Origin of the sequence: Halorubrum lipolyticum DSM 21995 (assembly GCF_000337375.1) — an archaeon.
Classification (GTDB): domain Archaea; phylum Halobacteriota; class Halobacteria; order Halobacteriales; family Haloferacaceae; genus Halorubrum; species Halorubrum lipolyticum.
In genome coordinates this window covers 37,265-51,094 of sequence record NZ_AOJG01000003.1, presented here as the reverse complement: position 1 = coordinate 51,094, position 13,830 = coordinate 37,265, and the positions used below count along the sequence as shown (strand labels likewise).

11 protein-coding genes and 1 tRNA gene are annotated in these 13,830 nt (G+C 68.7%); 10 read left to right on the top strand and 2 right to left on the bottom strand.

The annotated features are described in order from the left end of the window. The first annotated feature begins 81 nt into the window (after positions 1 to 81). The 8 genes from C469_RS01330 to C469_RS01295 all read left to right on the top strand — a co-directional run bounded on the left by C469_RS01330 (position 82) and on the right by C469_RS01295 (position 9,510). Positions 82 to 1,845, top strand: a complete 1,764-nt coding sequence (locus C469_RS01330) for a tRNA uridine(34) 5-carboxymethylaminomethyl modification radical SAM/GNAT enzyme Elp3 (protein ID WP_008003131.1) — start codon at positions 82 to 84, stop codon at positions 1,843 to 1,845. A 322-nt stretch (positions 1,846 to 2,167) separates the two neighbouring features. Continuing rightward, positions 2,168 to 3,529 (top strand): S8 family peptidase, encoded by a 1,362-nt coding sequence (locus tag C469_RS01325; RefSeq protein ID WP_008003129.1) that lies wholly within the window; start codon positions 2,168 to 2,170, stop codon positions 3,527 to 3,529. Between the two features lie 127 nt (positions 3,530 to 3,656). Further along, the gene (locus C469_RS01320; protein ID WP_008003126.1) at positions 3,657 to 3,917 is read left to right on the top strand and encodes an AbrB/MazE/SpoVT family DNA-binding domain-containing protein; all 261 of its coding nucleotides are present in this window, start codon (positions 3,657 to 3,659) and stop codon (positions 3,915 to 3,917) included. 7 nt (positions 3,918 to 3,924) lie between these two features. Beyond that, entirely contained in the window at positions 3,925 to 4,326 is a 402-nt protein-coding gene (locus tag C469_RS01315; protein WP_008003125.1) for a hypothetical protein, read from the top strand. A gap of 63 nt (positions 4,327 to 4,389) precedes the next feature. Beyond that, entirely contained in the window at positions 4,390 to 6,600 is a 2,211-nt protein-coding gene (gene rqcH / locus C469_RS01310) for a ribosome rescue protein RqcH (RefSeq protein WP_008003124.1), read from the top strand. Positions 6,601 to 6,679: 79 nt separating this feature from the next. Next, positions 6,680 to 7,063, top strand: a complete 384-nt coding sequence (locus C469_RS01305) for a DUF5820 family protein (RefSeq protein ID WP_008003122.1) — start codon at positions 6,680 to 6,682, stop codon at positions 7,061 to 7,063. Between the two features lie 149 nt (positions 7,064 to 7,212). Next, on the top strand, positions 7,213 to 8,712 hold the full coding sequence (gene purF / locus C469_RS01300) for an amidophosphoribosyltransferase (RefSeq protein ID WP_008003120.1): 1,500 nt from the start codon (positions 7,213 to 7,215) through the stop codon (positions 8,710 to 8,712). Positions 8,713 to 8,823: 111 nt separating this feature from the next. Continuing rightward, positions 8,824 to 9,510, top strand: coding sequence for a halocyanin domain-containing protein (locus C469_RS01295; protein ID WP_008003118.1), 687 nt, complete (start codon positions 8,824 to 8,826; stop codon positions 9,508 to 9,510). A 15-nt stretch (positions 9,511 to 9,525) separates the two neighbouring features. Here C469_RS01295 and C469_RS01290 read toward each other — a convergent pair whose 3' ends face one another. Both C469_RS01290 and C469_RS01285 read right to left on the bottom strand, forming a co-directional pair. Next, positions 9,526 to 10,068: a metal-dependent hydrolase gene (locus C469_RS01290; protein WP_008003116.1), complete on the bottom strand. Its 543-nt coding sequence runs from the start codon at positions 10,066 to 10,068 to the stop codon at positions 9,526 to 9,528. Between the two features lie 60 nt (positions 10,069 to 10,128). Next, entirely contained in the window at positions 10,129 to 10,689 is a 561-nt protein-coding gene (locus tag C469_RS01285) for a DUF420 domain-containing protein (RefSeq protein ID WP_008003115.1), read from the bottom strand. A 173-nt stretch (positions 10,690 to 10,862) separates the two neighbouring features. On the opposite strand from C469_RS01285, the gene C469_RS01280 reads away from it, so the two are divergent. Continuing rightward, positions 10,863 to 10,947: transfer RNA gene (locus C469_RS01280), tRNA-Leu, on the top strand. A 528-nt stretch (positions 10,948 to 11,475) separates the two neighbouring features. Next, positions 11,476 to 13,359 carry a Glu-tRNA(Gln) amidotransferase subunit GatE gene (gatE, locus tag C469_RS01275; RefSeq protein ID WP_008003114.1) on the top strand — a complete coding sequence of 628 codons (1,884 nt, stop codon included), beginning with the start codon at positions 11,476 to 11,478 and terminating at the stop codon, positions 13,357 to 13,359. Positions 13,360 to 13,830: the final 471 nt, after the last annotated feature.

Here is a 13,830-nt window from a genome sequence, read left to right as displayed (position 1 = left end):
GGCTACGCGAGCGCCGACCTAAAACCGGCCGGTTCTCCCGGTGCGACACGCTTAACTCCGAAACCCGTCGATCGGAAGGTAATGAGTACCGACGCGGCGAGTGACGCGGACGCCGGAAGCGAGGGCGGCGATTCCGGGGGGGAGTCCGGCGGTGAGGCGACCGGCTCCGACGCCGAGTCCGAGGCGTTCGTCCGCACCTGCGAACACCTCGTCGACCGGATCCTCGCGGGCGAGATCGACCGCGACGACTTAGAGTCCGCCAAGCTCGACGCCTGCTCGGAGTTCGGCTCGCCGAAGGTGCCAAAGAACACCGAGATACTCGATCACGCGCCCTCGGAGGCCCGCGACGACGTGATCGAGGTGGTCCAGCGGAAGCCGGTCCGGACCGCCTCCGGCGTCTCCCCGGTCGCGATCATGACCTCGCCGAAGCTCTGCCCGCACGGCAAGTGCCTCTACTGTCCCGGCGGGCCGGCCTCGGAGTTCTCCTCGGCGCAGTCGTACACGGGCCACGAGCCCGCCGCGGCCCGGGGCGAGCAGAACGACTACGACCCGTACGGACAGGTCACCCTCCGGCTCGAACAGCTCCGGAAGATCGGCCACCCGGTCGACAAGGCCGAGCTCATCCTGATGGGAGGCACGATGACCGCGCGCTCGCACGACTACCAGGAGTGGTTCGTGAAGCGCGCGCTGCAGGCGATGAACGACTACGACCTCGACAAAGAGCCCGAGCCCGCCGAGGGCGAGTCGTTCGCGCCCGACCCCGAGGCGACCGAGTTCGAGTACCTCGAGGACGTGATCGCCGAGAACGAGACCAACGAGATCCGCAACATCGGGACGACCTTCGAGACGAAGCCCGACTGGTGCGACCCCGAGCAGATCGACCGCATGCTCGATCTGGGCGGCACCAAAGTCGAGGTCGGCGTCCAGACCACCTACGAGCGGATCAACCGCGAGATGCACCGCGGGCACGGCAACGAGGCGAGCCGAAACGCCAACCGCCGGCTCCGCGACGCCGCGTTCAAGGTCGGCTTCCACATGATGCCGGGCCAGCCGGGGATGACGCGGGAGATGTGCGTCGAGGACTTCCGCCAGCTGTTCGAGAACCCCGACTGGCGGCCGGACTACCTGAAGATATATCCGACGCTCGTCGTCGAGGGGACCCGGGTGTACGACCGATGGCGCCAGGACTCCTTCGAGCCGCTCTCGAACGAGGAGGCGGCCGACGTGGTCGCCGAGGCGATGGATCAGATCCCGAAGTACACGCGGCTTCAGCGCGTCCAGCGCGACATCCCTGCCGACTTCATCGAAGGCGGCGTCTGGAAGTCGAACCTCCGGCAGCTCGCCGATCAGCGAGCCGAGGAGAAGGGGATCGTCCAGCGCGACATCCGCGCGCGCGAGGTGGGCCACAACGACGCCGACCCGGACCCGGACGACGTCGAACTCGACGTGACCACCTACGAGGCCGGCGGCGGGACGGAGCACTTCATCTCCTTCGAAGACCCCGTCAGAGACCTGCTCGTCGGCTTCTGCCGTCTGCGGTTCCCCTCGTTCGCGCCCGATCAGCCCGGCGCGCCCGGTACCGAGAACGACGCGATCCGCCGCGAGCTCGAGGACGCCGCGCTGGTCCGCGAACTCCACGTGTACGGCAGCGAGGTCGCCATCGGCGGCGACGGCGACTGGCAGCATCAGGGGTACGGGACGAAGCTCCTCGAACGCGCGGAGGAGATGGCCCGCGACGCCGGCTACCGCAAGCTGGCGATCATCTCCGGCATCGGCGCCCGCGAGTACTACCGGAACAAGCTCGGGTACCACCAGGACGGGCCGTACGTGTCGAAGCGGATCTGAGCGGGAGCGCTCGGACGACGGTCACGAACACTCCGTCACGAACACCCCGTCACGAACGCCCCGCCGCGACCGGTTTTCTGACTGTCGTGATCGGGTCGACCGGTCACCCCGATCTCGACTGGCACTGTCGTTGATCGGGAGCCGGAATCGCGTTGCGGCTGTAAACATAATGGTAGTTCTATTGAATTTCAGTAAGACTTTTCAATTGATTATCCATGTCTATTGACACCATCTCACATCGTAGATGGCGACCATGAACTTCGACAGACGATCCCTCCTAAAGGGCATCGGTGCGGCAGGCGTAGTTACGACGTTCCCGGGGGTGGCATCCGCCGACGGCGGCGAGACCCCCGCAGCGGATCGGTTCCTCATCGACTTACGAGCGGTCGACCGGAGCGACGTGCCGGACGAGGTGGAAATCGTCCACGACGTCTCCGAGATCGACCTGTTGGCGGCACGGGGTGATCCCGAGGTGGTACCGGGCGTCGACTCGACGACCCCGGATGTCACAGTCTATCAAGATAACGCGGGCTCCGTCCCGGAGAACGCGGGCCCGGCGGCGGAGGTCGATAAGGAGTCCGACGGCAGTGGCAGTCCCGCGTGGGACGACGGGCTGTCCAACAACGAACTCCAGTGGGACAAGCGCGCCCAGCGGGTGGGCGACCTCTCCGATCGACCGGGTAACCGGAAAACGGTCCACGACACGACCACGGGTGAGGGCGCTCGCGTCGCCGTGATCGACAGCGGCGTGTCGGACGCCCACCCCGATCTCGCGGACGCGGTGAACGAGGACCTCTCCGAGAACTTCACGACCGACGAGTACGACTTCCGCCCGAACGGGGCGGGCGACCACGGCACGCACGTCGCTGGGACCGTCGCCGGGACGAACGCGAACGGCGACGGCGTGCTCGGCACCGCGCCGGACGCGGAAGTCGTGTCCCTCCGGGTCTTCTCCGGCGTAGAGGGCGCGAGCGGCGACGTCATCGCGGCAGTCGTCGCGGCCGCAAACAAGGGCTGTGACGCTGCGAACCTGAGTCTGGGCTACCCGGTCCCCTTCGTCGATCCCGAGGAGTACCCGTTCCTGTTGGATCTCAAGGAGGCCTACGAACGCGCTGCCGCGTACGCCCGGGATCAGGACATGCTCGTGGTCAACTCCGCGGGCAACGACGGTCTCGACATGGACGCAGAGGGTACTCTGAGCCTCCCGACGGAGGCGGAAGGCGTCTTCGGCGTCTCCGCGACCGGCCCCATCGGCTTCCTTTGGGACGACCGGAAGCAACGCGAGGACCTCGCGCTGAAACGGCTCACGGATCCGACCTCTTCGCCCGCTAATTACACGAACTACGGGAGCGCGGTCGATGTCAGCGCAGCAGGCGGAGACTATGACCCCGAAGCGATAGACGGAGAAGCCGAGTGGTTCTACGACCTCGTGCTCTCCACGATCGTAACCCCGGACGGCGACGGCGGTGTCGAGCCGGGGTACGGGTGGAAGGCCGGCACCTCGATGGCGGCGCCGCAGGTGTCAGGCGCCGTCGCGCTGATTCGGTCGCTGCAGCCCGACACGAGCGTCGCGGAAGTCGAGTCGCTGATCCGAGAGACCGCGTCCGAGGACGAACCCGGCGGCGAGGCGTACCACGGTGCCGGCCACCTCGATCTGCGTCGACTGGTGAAGGCGGCGCGGTAGGACCAAACAGTTTCGGCCGCGTTCGCGAGGCCCGCGCCGCGGTCCGTTCCCACAGCGACACGGCTTTTTCCGGGGCGACTGTCTCTTCCCCCACAACACTAACGTATTACGAGAGGTATTACCGCGTATGAGCGAGTCAACACGGATCACGGAGAAGGGACAGGCGACGATCCCGAAATCTCTCCGAGAGAAGTACGACTTAGCGCCCGGCGACGAGGTGATCTGGATGGACACTGACGAGGGAATCGTCGTCAAAAAGCGCACGCGTACCGGTGGGCGGGGGATGCTCGTTCCCGACGACGCGTCCCGAGAGGAGCGGGAAGCGGTCGCCGAGGAGCTGGCGCAGCGCGTCCGCGATCGTCGCGACCGCAACTACGAGGAGGCGTGACGTGCCGATGTACACCGCCGACGCGGTATCGCTTCTCTCCTACCTCGTCGACGCGCTCCCACGAGCGGCAGACCGGATCTTCGCTGAAGCGGAGGCCGGGGAAACGATCGTTCAGGCTCCGAGTACGGCGATCGCGGAGGTGTTGTACGCGGTCTCTCGCGACAAGGACGTTCGAGGCGTCACCCTCACAGGGACGCCGGACGACGCTCGCCAGGCGCTGGTCGGTAACGGACCGATCACGGTCGCATCGGTGGACGACGCCGAACTGGCAGAGTACGCTCAGATAGTCGACGAATTGAGTATTCACGACGCTCTGATCGTCGCCAGTCATCGGGTGCGGGAGACCGACGCGATCATCACGAGTGACGGCGTCATTGCTGACGCCGGTTATGAGACTGTCTGGAGCTGAGATCGGTCTCGCAGCAACGGGCGAACGACACGCCTTTTTCCGGGCCGGTCGTCTCCGTGGAGTATGGACCAGAAGCGGGAGCTGTCGAGCATCGACCTCGGCGCGCTCGTCACCGAGCTCAATCGGTACGAGGGCGCGAAGGTCGACAAGGCGTACCTCTACGACGACGACCTGCTCCGGCTGAAGCTCCGCGACTTCGACCGCGGCCGCGTCGAGCTCATGATCGAGGTGGGCGATATCAAGCGCGCCCACGTCGCGGACGCCGAACACGTCGCGGACGCGCCCGGCCGGCCGCCGAACTTCGCGAAGATGCTCCGCAATCGGATGTCGGGCGCCGACTTCGCGGGCGTCGAGCAGTACGAGTTCGACCGGATCCTCACCTTCGAGTTCGAGCGCGAGGACGAGAACACGACGCTCGTCGCCGAGCTGTTCGGGCAGGGGAACGTCGCCGCGCTGGACGAGACCGGCGAGGTCGTGGGGGCGCTCCAGACGGTCCGGCTCAAGTCCCGGACGGTCGCGCCCGGCGCGCAGTACGAGTACCCCGCCTCGCGGCTCAACCCCCTCGACGTGAGCCTCGGCGGATTCAAACGACACATGCGCGAGTCCGACAGCGACGTGGTGCGGACCCTCGCCACGCAGCTCAACCTCGGCGGGCTCTACGCCGAGGAGGTGTGCACCCGCGCGGGCGTCGAGAAGACGCTCCCCGTCGACGAGGCCACCGACGACCAGCTCCGCGCGCTCCACGAGGCGCTCTCTCGGATCGGCGAGCGGCTCCGCTCGGGCGACATCGACCCGCGCGTCTACGAGGAGGACCTCGACGGCGCCGGGAGCGAGGACGCCGACGGAGACGGCGACCCCCGCGTCGTCGACGTGACGCCCTTCCCGCTCTCGGAGCACGAGGGGCTCCCGAGCGTCGGCTTCGACTCGTTTAACGCCGCCGTCGACGAGTACTTCTACCGGCTCGAACGCGAGGACGGCGACGCGGGCGAGGCCCCCGCCGACGCCAGCCCGTCCCGGCCGGAGTTCGAGGAGGAGATCGCCAAACAGGAGCGGATCATCGAACAACAGCGGGGGGCGATCGAGGGGTTCGAGGAGCAGGCCGAGGCGGAGCGCGAGCGCGCGGAGCTGCTGTACGCCCGGTACGACCTCGTCGACGAGGTGCTCTCGACGGTGCGCGAGGCCCGCGAGAACGAAGTGCCGTGGGACGAGATCGCGGAGACCCTCGAGGCGGGCGCCGAGCGCGGGATCCCGGCCGCGGAGGCCGTCGCCGACGTCGACGGCGGCGAGGGGACCGTGACGGTCGAACTCGATCGCGAGGGCGGCGAGGACGGCGAGAGCGGCGACTCGGTCCGCGTCGAGCTCGACGCGAGTACCGGCGTCGAGGTCAACGCCGACCGGCTGTATCAGGAGGCGAAGCGCATCGAGGGGAAAAAGGAGGGCGCGATGGAGGCGATCGAGTCGACTCGGCGAGAGCTCGAGGCGGTCGAGGAGCGGAAAGCCGAGTGGGAGGCGATGGAGGCGGCCGACGACGGCGACGGAGACGGCGGCGACAGCGAGGACGAAGACGACGAAGAGGAGTACGAGACCGACTGGCTCTCGCGCTCGTCGATCCCGATCCGGAGCCCGGACGACTGGTACGACCGCTTCCGGTGGTTCCACACCTCGACGGGCTACCTCGTCATCGGCGGGCGCAACGCCGACCAGAACGAGGAGCTGGTGAAAAAGTACATGGGCAAACACGACCGGTTCTTCCACACGCAGGCGCACGGGGGGCCGGTGACCCTGTTGAAGGCCGCGGGTCCCTCGGAGTCGGCCGATCCGGTCGACTTCTCCGAGGAGACGCTGCGGGAGGCCGCGCAGTTCGCCGTCTCCTACTCGTCGGACTGGAAGGACGGGCGCGGCGCGGGCGACGCGTACATGGTCGAACCCGATCAGGTGTCGAAGACGCCCGAGAGCGGCGAGTACATCGAGAAGGGGAGCTTCGTGATCCGGGGCGACCGCACCTACTTCGAGGACGTTCCCTGTCGGATCGCCGTCGGCGTCCAGTGCGAGCCCGTCACGCAGGCCATCGGCGGGCCGCCCTCGGCGGTCGTCGACCGCGCGGCGACGAGCGTCACGCTGGAGCCGGGAATGTACGCGCAAAACGACGCCGCGATGATGGTGTACCGCGAACTGAAGGGGCGCTTCGCCGACCAGACGTTCGTTCGGAAGGTGGCGAGCGCCGACCAGCTGCAGGAGTTCATTCCGGCGGGCGGCTCCGACATCGTCGGGTGAGGGAGGCCGCGGAGCCGCGAAGCTCTCCCTCCTTCGCCCGGAGCGCGATCCTTTCAAGCCTCCGCCCCCGATTGCGCCCATGAGCTTCGAGGCGCTGCCGGACGGGTGGCGGGTGTGGAACGAGGAGCCGAGCGGCCGCGCGATCCTCGTCTACCGCCCGGACGTCTTCGGCGGCGACGACCTCCCCGCCGCGTGTCTCCCGACGATCTACCTGACGAACGGCGCGCGTAACGCCCGCCCCGGGGCGGGCCAGTACGCGACCGACGAGTGGCACGTCGTCCTCTTCTTAGAGCCCGAGATCGAGGCGGTGTCGGAGACGCGCGAGAGCCGCGAGGCGGGCGCGGCCGCCGCCGTCGACGTCGCGGAGCGGTTCGCCGCCGGCGACGTGGACTACCGGGGCGCCTATCAGGTGCCGCGAGAGGCGTACTTCGAGCGGTTGGACGAGTTCGTCGGCGGAGACTGAGAGAGTCGCCACGGGAGAGCTGAGGTCGCCGTCGAGTCGGGGGAATCGCCCGCCCCCGATCCACAGGTGTGCATACTTCTGGGGTTTAAACGGGCCATTGTGCCACGAACACGAGGGTTTTTATCGACTCACGCCCCACCGACGTGTATATGCAAGCCGGTGGGGACAACACCGTCGACGAGCCGCGAGAGAAGTGCGGCGTCGTCGGCGTCTCGCTCGCTGACCGCGAGGCCGCGCGCCCGCTGTACTACGCGCTCTACGCGCTCCAACACCGGGGACAGGAGTCCGCCGGGATCGTCACGCACGACGGGTTCCAACAGCACAGCCACGTCGAGCGCGGACTCGTCGGCGACGCGTTCGAGGAGGACGATCTGGCGTCGCTGTCGGGCGGCACCGGCATCGGGCACGTCCGGTACCCGACCGCCGGCAGCCTCGACAAGAGCTGCGCACAGCCGTTCTCGGTCTCGTTCAAGTCCGGGTCGCTCGGGCTCTCGCACAACGGGAACCTCGTGAACGCCGACGAGGTGCGCGAGGAGCTCGCGGCGGCGGGCCACGCGTTCACCTCCGACGGCGACACCGAGGTGATCGCCCACGACCTCGCGCGCAACCTCCTCGAGGAGGACCTCGTGCGCGCCGTCAAACACACGATGAACCGCATCCACGGCTCCTACTCGCTGGCGATCGCCCACGACGACACGGTCCTCGGCGTGCGCGACCCCCTCGGGAACCGCCCGCTCTGTCTCGGGAAGATCGACGGCGGCTACGTGCTCGCCAGCGAGTCGGCCGCGATCGACACCCTGGACGGGGAGCTGATCCGCGACGTGCGACCCGGCGAACTGGTCGTCTTGGACCCCGACGGGACCGGCTACGACACGTATCAGCTCGTCGAGCGCGAGTCGACAGCCCACTGCTTCTTCGAACACGTCTACTTCGCCCGCCCCGACTCCGTGATCGACGAGAACCTCGTGTACGAGGTGCGGCGCAAGCTCGGCGGGAAGCTCTGGGAGGAGTCCGGCGTCGAGTCGGACGTGGTGATGCCCGTTCCGGACTCAGGCCGAGCGTTCGCCTCGGGCTACGCAGACGCGGCCGGCGAGACGACCGCGGAGGGGGAGCCCCGTCCGGAGGGCGACGCCGGCATCGAGTTCGCCGAGGGGCTGATGAAGAACCGCTACGTCGGTCGGACGTTCATCATGCCGACGCAGGACGAGCGGGAGCGCGCGGTCCGGCTGAAGCTCAACCCGATCCGATCGACCGTCGAGGGCAAATCGGTCACCATCATCGACGACTCCATCGTCCGGGGGACCACCTCGACTCAGCTCGTCGAGCTCGTCCGCGAGGCGGGCGCCGAGGAGGTCCACCTGCGGATCGGCGCGCCGGCCATCGTCGCGCCCTGCTACTTCGGGATCGACATGGCGACGCGGGACGAGCTGATCGCCGCCGACGCCTCGACGGAGGAGATCCGAGCGGAGGTCGGCGCCGACTCGCTGTCGTACCTCTCGATCGACGCCGTCGCCGACGCGCTCTCCGAGAGCCGCGCCGACCTCTGTCTGGGATGTGTCACCGGGAAGTACCCGTTCGACGTGGACGGCGAGGAGACGGACCGCGACGTCGAGGGGGCCGCACCCGACGCGGCTCCGGCGGACGACTGAACGGTCGACGGCCGACTCTCGGCACCGCTCTCGGCTCGGCGCACGCGGCGCGCCCGTTCCGCGGCGTCGCGTATCGGGACCTTAAATACGCGCACCGCAGGAGATAGGGGTATGACATCCGACGCCGACGAGACGACGATGAGTCGCCGCGGACTGTTCAGGGTCGGCGCAGCGGGCGCCGCCGCCGCAACCGGCCTCGCAGCCGGCTCCGGCGGGGCAGCGGCCCAGTACGACGGCTGGCTGGACGACGTCGACAACTACGACGGCACTCACGACTACACCGGGCAGGACGAAGTCACGGTCGAGGTCGGCGCGGTCGACGGCCTCAAGTTCGGGCCGGCGGCGATCCTGATCGACTCCGGGACGACGGTCGTCTGGGAGTGGACCGGCGAGGGAGGCGGCCACAACGTCGTCGCCGAGGACGAGACGTTCGACAGCGGGGACGCGGTCAGCGAGGAGGGGGCCACCTTCGAGTACACCTTCGACGACGCGTCCGACGGCGACACGTTCAATTACGCCTGTGAACCCCACGAGACCGTCGGGATGAAGGGCGCGGTCGCGGTCGGGTCGGTCGACGACGACCTCGTGACGCCCGGCGGGGACGGGGACGACGGCGGAAGCGGCAACGAGACCGACGGGGGGAACACCACCGACGACGGGAACGCGTCCGACGGCGGGTCCGGGGCCCCCGACCTCTCCGCCGACGACATCGGGGCGCTCGCGCTCGCGCTCGGCTTCGCCGGGGCGCTACTGGTGCCGCTGTTCTACGCGGCCCACAAGATGGCGAGCGAGGAGTAGCGGAGGCGTCGGAGGTCACCGATCGCCTTCTCGACCGTCTCTTCGACCGCCTTTTTTACCGTCTCTTCGATCGGCGGCGGACTGCGACCGCAACACGACGACGACGGCCGCCAGCCACAGCCCCAGTTCGACGTAGAACGACGGGCTTCCGGCGTAGAACCGTGCAAACTCGCCCGGCGGAATCGCGAGCGGGTCGGACCGCGTGAGGGCCGGCCAAGCGAGGAACAGCGCGTCGCTCGCTCGCCCGTTCGCGACGACGTGGAACGCGTCGAGCGCGAGGTGTGACCCCCAGCCGACCGTGACCGCGAGTCCGCGTCGGTACCGCACGGCGAGGGCGACTGCGAGGGGAACGAGCAGCAGGGAGTGGCCGACCGAGTGGTAGGTGTCGACGACGCCGAGCGTGCCGAGCGGCTTGTCGACGACGTCCGGGAGCGCGGCCCCGACGACCAGCCACCACGCCGAGAGCGTCGGGGTGCTTGGGAGGCGTCGCCGGACCCGCTGGTGGCCCGCCAGCCGGCCCACTCCGACGGCGACGAGGAGGTGGGTCGGGAACAGCACGCCGGTTCGTACGGTCGGCGGCGGCTTCAACGTTCGTCGCTCGACTCGAGGGCGGTCGCCTCAGAACGCGTGGTACAGCATGAGGTAGACGCCGATCCCCATCGTGAACGAGATCAGCCAGAGCACCGCGGCGACGAAGCCGACCTGCGCGTGACGCGTGTGGTACAGCTCCTCGTACGGGCGGGTGGCGGCGAGCAGCAGCGCGTAGAAGACGAAGGGGATACACGCGATCGCGAGCAGGATGTGGACCGCGAGGAACGGGAGGTAGACGTAGCTGTAGACGGCTTCCGGGCCGGGAAACTCGACGGTCCCGACGAGGATCAGGCGGTAGAGGTAGCTGACGAGGAACGCGGTGAACAGCCCGAACGACGTGAGCATGAGCGCCTTGTGACGGCCGACGTTCCCCCGTGAGATCGCCCGCCACCCCAGGAGGATGGTGACGATCGCGGTCGCTGAGATCGCGGCGTTGAGGTGCGGGAGCGCGGCGAGGACCGCGTCGCTCGCGCGCGGGAGCACGCCGCCCGGGATCGCGCCGCCGACGGCGCCGAAGACGAGCGCGAGCGCGGTGACGGACAGGAGAGCGGTCAGCAACGGGACGTTCTCGCGGGCCCACTCGGACATGGGCGATCGGACGGGCGCCACTCCCAAACGCGTGCCGGTTTCGGCGGGGCGGTTTCGGCGGTCGTTCGTCGCGTGCGTCCCCTCGATCGGTGCCACTCTCCGACACGGTCCCGCCGAATGGAAGGGCTTTTAATTGGGGGAAGGGTACGTGGAGACGCGACAGAACACCGCGAGCGTGGGTAGCCAAGCCAGGCCAACGGCGCAGCGTTGAGGGCGCTGTCCTGTAGAGGTCCGCCGGTTCAAATCCGGTCCCACGCATCGCTCGGCGGCACACCCGCCACGATGCACGGTGTTGTCTCTACGACAGCACCCACGCATAATTCCTTTCGAACGCTACGCGCTGAGTGATGACTACGATCGGAACGCTGTGGTCGTGAACACCTCCAAAGCCTCAGCTGCTCGTTTATAAATCGGTGATCACGGATCGGTGGAGGCCACCTCCAAAGCCTCAGTCGCGAGGGCAGCGCACGCTCGCTGCGCGCTTCAGTCGCTCACTTCGTTCGCTCCTTCCAGTGCTTACGTCGCCTGCGCTGCCCTCGCGACTGCCCCTTTGAGTCCCACCCCGCGCAGCACCGCACCTCACGCCTCCCCAGCCTCGTCGGTCGCCCGGAGCGAAGCGGAGGGCGACCGACTCCCTCGCACGCGCTCCTCGCGGTCGCTTCCAGCGACCGCTCGGAGGCGCGCGCCACCGCAGCTGTACTTTATAACCCACGTCGCCGGTTCCAGTTCCGCATCGCTCGCGCGAACTGCCACCCTTTTAGTCGCGCGCCGTCGAAGTGAGGCGTAATGAGTACGGACGCGACCCCCGAGTATGACTACGAGGAGCTGGGGCTCGTCGCCGGGCTGGAGATCCACCAGCAGCTCGACACGGCGACGAAGCTGTTCTGCGACTCCCCGACCGTCGAACGCGACCCCGAGGAGTCCGAGCGGTCGATCGCCCGCCGGCTCCACCCGACGAAGAGCGAACTCGGCGAACTCGACGACGCCGCCGTGGAGGAGAGCCGCGTCGACCGCGAGTTCACCTACCTCGCGTACGACACCACCTGCCTCGTCGAGGAGGACGACGAGCCGCCCCGCCGCGTCGACGACGAGGCGCTCGCCGTGGCCCTGCAGATCGCCGACCTGCTCGACATCTCGGTCGTCGACCAGGCCCACGTCATGCGCAAACTCGTCATCGACGGCTCGAACACCTCCGGGTTCCAGCGCTCGATCCTGCTCGGCCAGGCGGGCGAGATCGAGACGAGCGAGGGGACGGTGTCGGTCGCGGACCTCATGCTCGAAGAGGAGTCGGCCAAGCGCGTCGAGGAGACCGACGACGGCGTCGTCTACTCGCTCGACCGGCTCGGCGTCCCCCTCGTCGAGATCGGGACGGGCCCGGACATCCGGAGCCCCGAGGGCGCCCGCGAGGCCGCCGCGCGCATCGGGATGCTGCTCCGCTCGACCGGCGCGGTCAAGCGCGGGCTCGGGACGATCCGACAGGACGTGAACGTCTCCATCGCCGACGGCGCCCGCGTCGAGGTGAAGGGCGTGCAGGACCTCCAGGGGATCGAGGACATCGTCCGCGGCGAGGTCGGCCGGCAGGCCGAGCTGCTCGACGTCCGCGAGGAGCTCCGCGAGCGCGACGCGAGGGTGGGCGACGTCTCGGACGTGACCGACACCTTCGCCGACACCGAGTCGGGGGTCATCCGCGGCGCGCTCGACGCGGGCGGGAAGGTCACCGCGGTCCCCCTCTTCGGCTTCGACGGCCTCGTCGGGCGCGAGATCCAGCCGGACCGCCGGCTCGGCACCGAGCTCTCGGACCACGCGAAGCGCCACGGCGCGGGCGGCATCTTCCACACCGACGAGCTCCCGGCCTACGGTGTCACGGACGAGGAGGTCGACGCCCTCCGCGACGCGGTCGGCGCGGGCGAGGGGGACGCGGTCGCCATCGTCGCCGCCGACCCCGAGACGGCGGACCTCGCGATCGAGGCGGCCGCCGAGCGCGCGGAGACGGCCATCGAGGGCGTCCCCGAGGAGACCCGCGGCGCGAACGACGACGGGACGACGCGCTACCTCCGACCCCTGCCGGGCGCCGCGCGGATGTACCCCGAGACGGACGTGCCGCCGGTCGAGCCCGACCCCTCCGACGTGGAGCGGCCGGAGCTCCTCGACGAGAAGGCCGAGCGGTACACCGAGCAGTTCGGGCTCGACGCCGGCCTCGCCGAGCAGGTCGCGTTCGGCCAGCGGTTCCCCCTGTTCGAGACCGCGGTCGACCGCGGCGTCGACCCGACCTTCGCCGCGTCGACGCTGGAGTCGACGACGACGGAGATCCGCCGGGAGGGGGCGCCCGTCGGGAATCTCACCGACGACCACTTCCTCGCGCTCTTCGACCTCGTCGAGGACGGCGACCTCGCGAAGGAGGGCGTTCCGGAGGTGCTGACGACGCTCGCCGAGCGTCCCGAGCTGTCGGCGGCCGAGGCCGTCGAGGAGGCCGGGCTGTCGGGCGTGAGCGAAGAGGAGGTCCGGGAGGCGGTGGTCGAAGTCGTCGAGCGCAACGCAGACCAGATCGAGGCCGAGGGGATGGGCGCGTTCTCCGGGCTGATGGGCGAGGCGATGGGCGCGCTCCGCGGGAAGGCCGACGGCGAGGTCGTCTCCGACGTGCTCCGCGAGGAGATCGGCAAGCGGTCGTAGACGTTGCGGTGTGATGGGGTTGTTTATAAGTGATTGCTGAGGTTGGGTCGGACGTATTGCGCGTTTCTGTGGTTTGTTTATAAGCGATCGCTGCTGGAGTCGTGGTGAATCGTTCTCAGTCTCCAGCCGTTCGCTCATAAGTACCTGACAGCGCTCTAGCGGTGAACATCTCCAAAGCCCCAGCCGTGAGGACTCGCGCGACTCGCTGTGCGCTTCAGTCGCTCACTTCGTTCGTTCCTTCCAGTGCTTGCGTCGTCGTGCTTCGTCCTCACGGCTGCCCCTTTGAGCCCCACCCCCGCGACCGCACAGCACCGCACCTCACGCCTCCCCAGCCTCGCCGCTCACGCCCTCCGGGCGTTCGCGGCGTCCCTCGCGCGTGCACCTCGCGCCCTTCGGGCGCTCGGTGGCACGCGCCACCGCACCGCACATTTGTTTATTAGTGATCGTCGCAACTCCATTTCTGCTTAAAAA

Excerpts from the sequence above, each read along its gene's own strand:
- purF (WP_008003120.1), top strand. The coding sequence starts at position 7,213 with ATGCAAGCCGGTGGGGACAACACCGTCGACGAGCCGCGAGAGAAGTGC.
- C469_RS01330 (WP_008003131.1), top strand. The coding sequence starts at position 82 with ATGAGTACCGACGCGGCGAGTGACGCGGACGCCGGAAGCGAGGGCGGC.
- rqcH (WP_008003124.1), top strand. The coding sequence starts at position 4,390 with ATGGACCAGAAGCGGGAGCTGTCGAGCATCGACCTCGGCGCGCTCGTC.
- C469_RS01320 (WP_008003126.1), top strand. The coding sequence starts at position 3,657 with ATGAGCGAGTCAACACGGATCACGGAGAAGGGACAGGCGACGATCCCG.
- C469_RS01285 (WP_008003115.1), bottom strand. The coding sequence starts at position 10,689 with ATGTCCGAGTGGGCCCGCGAGAACGTCCCGTTGCTGACCGCTCTCCTG.
- C469_RS01305 (WP_008003122.1), top strand. The coding sequence starts at position 6,680 with ATGAGCTTCGAGGCGCTGCCGGACGGGTGGCGGGTGTGGAACGAGGAG.
- C469_RS01315 (WP_008003125.1), top strand. The coding sequence starts at position 3,925 with ATGTACACCGCCGACGCGGTATCGCTTCTCTCCTACCTCGTCGACGCG.
- C469_RS01295 (WP_008003118.1), top strand. The coding sequence starts at position 8,824 with ATGACATCCGACGCCGACGAGACGACGATGAGTCGCCGCGGACTGTTC.
- gatE (WP_008003114.1), top strand. The coding sequence starts at position 11,476 with ATGAGTACGGACGCGACCCCCGAGTATGACTACGAGGAGCTGGGGCTC.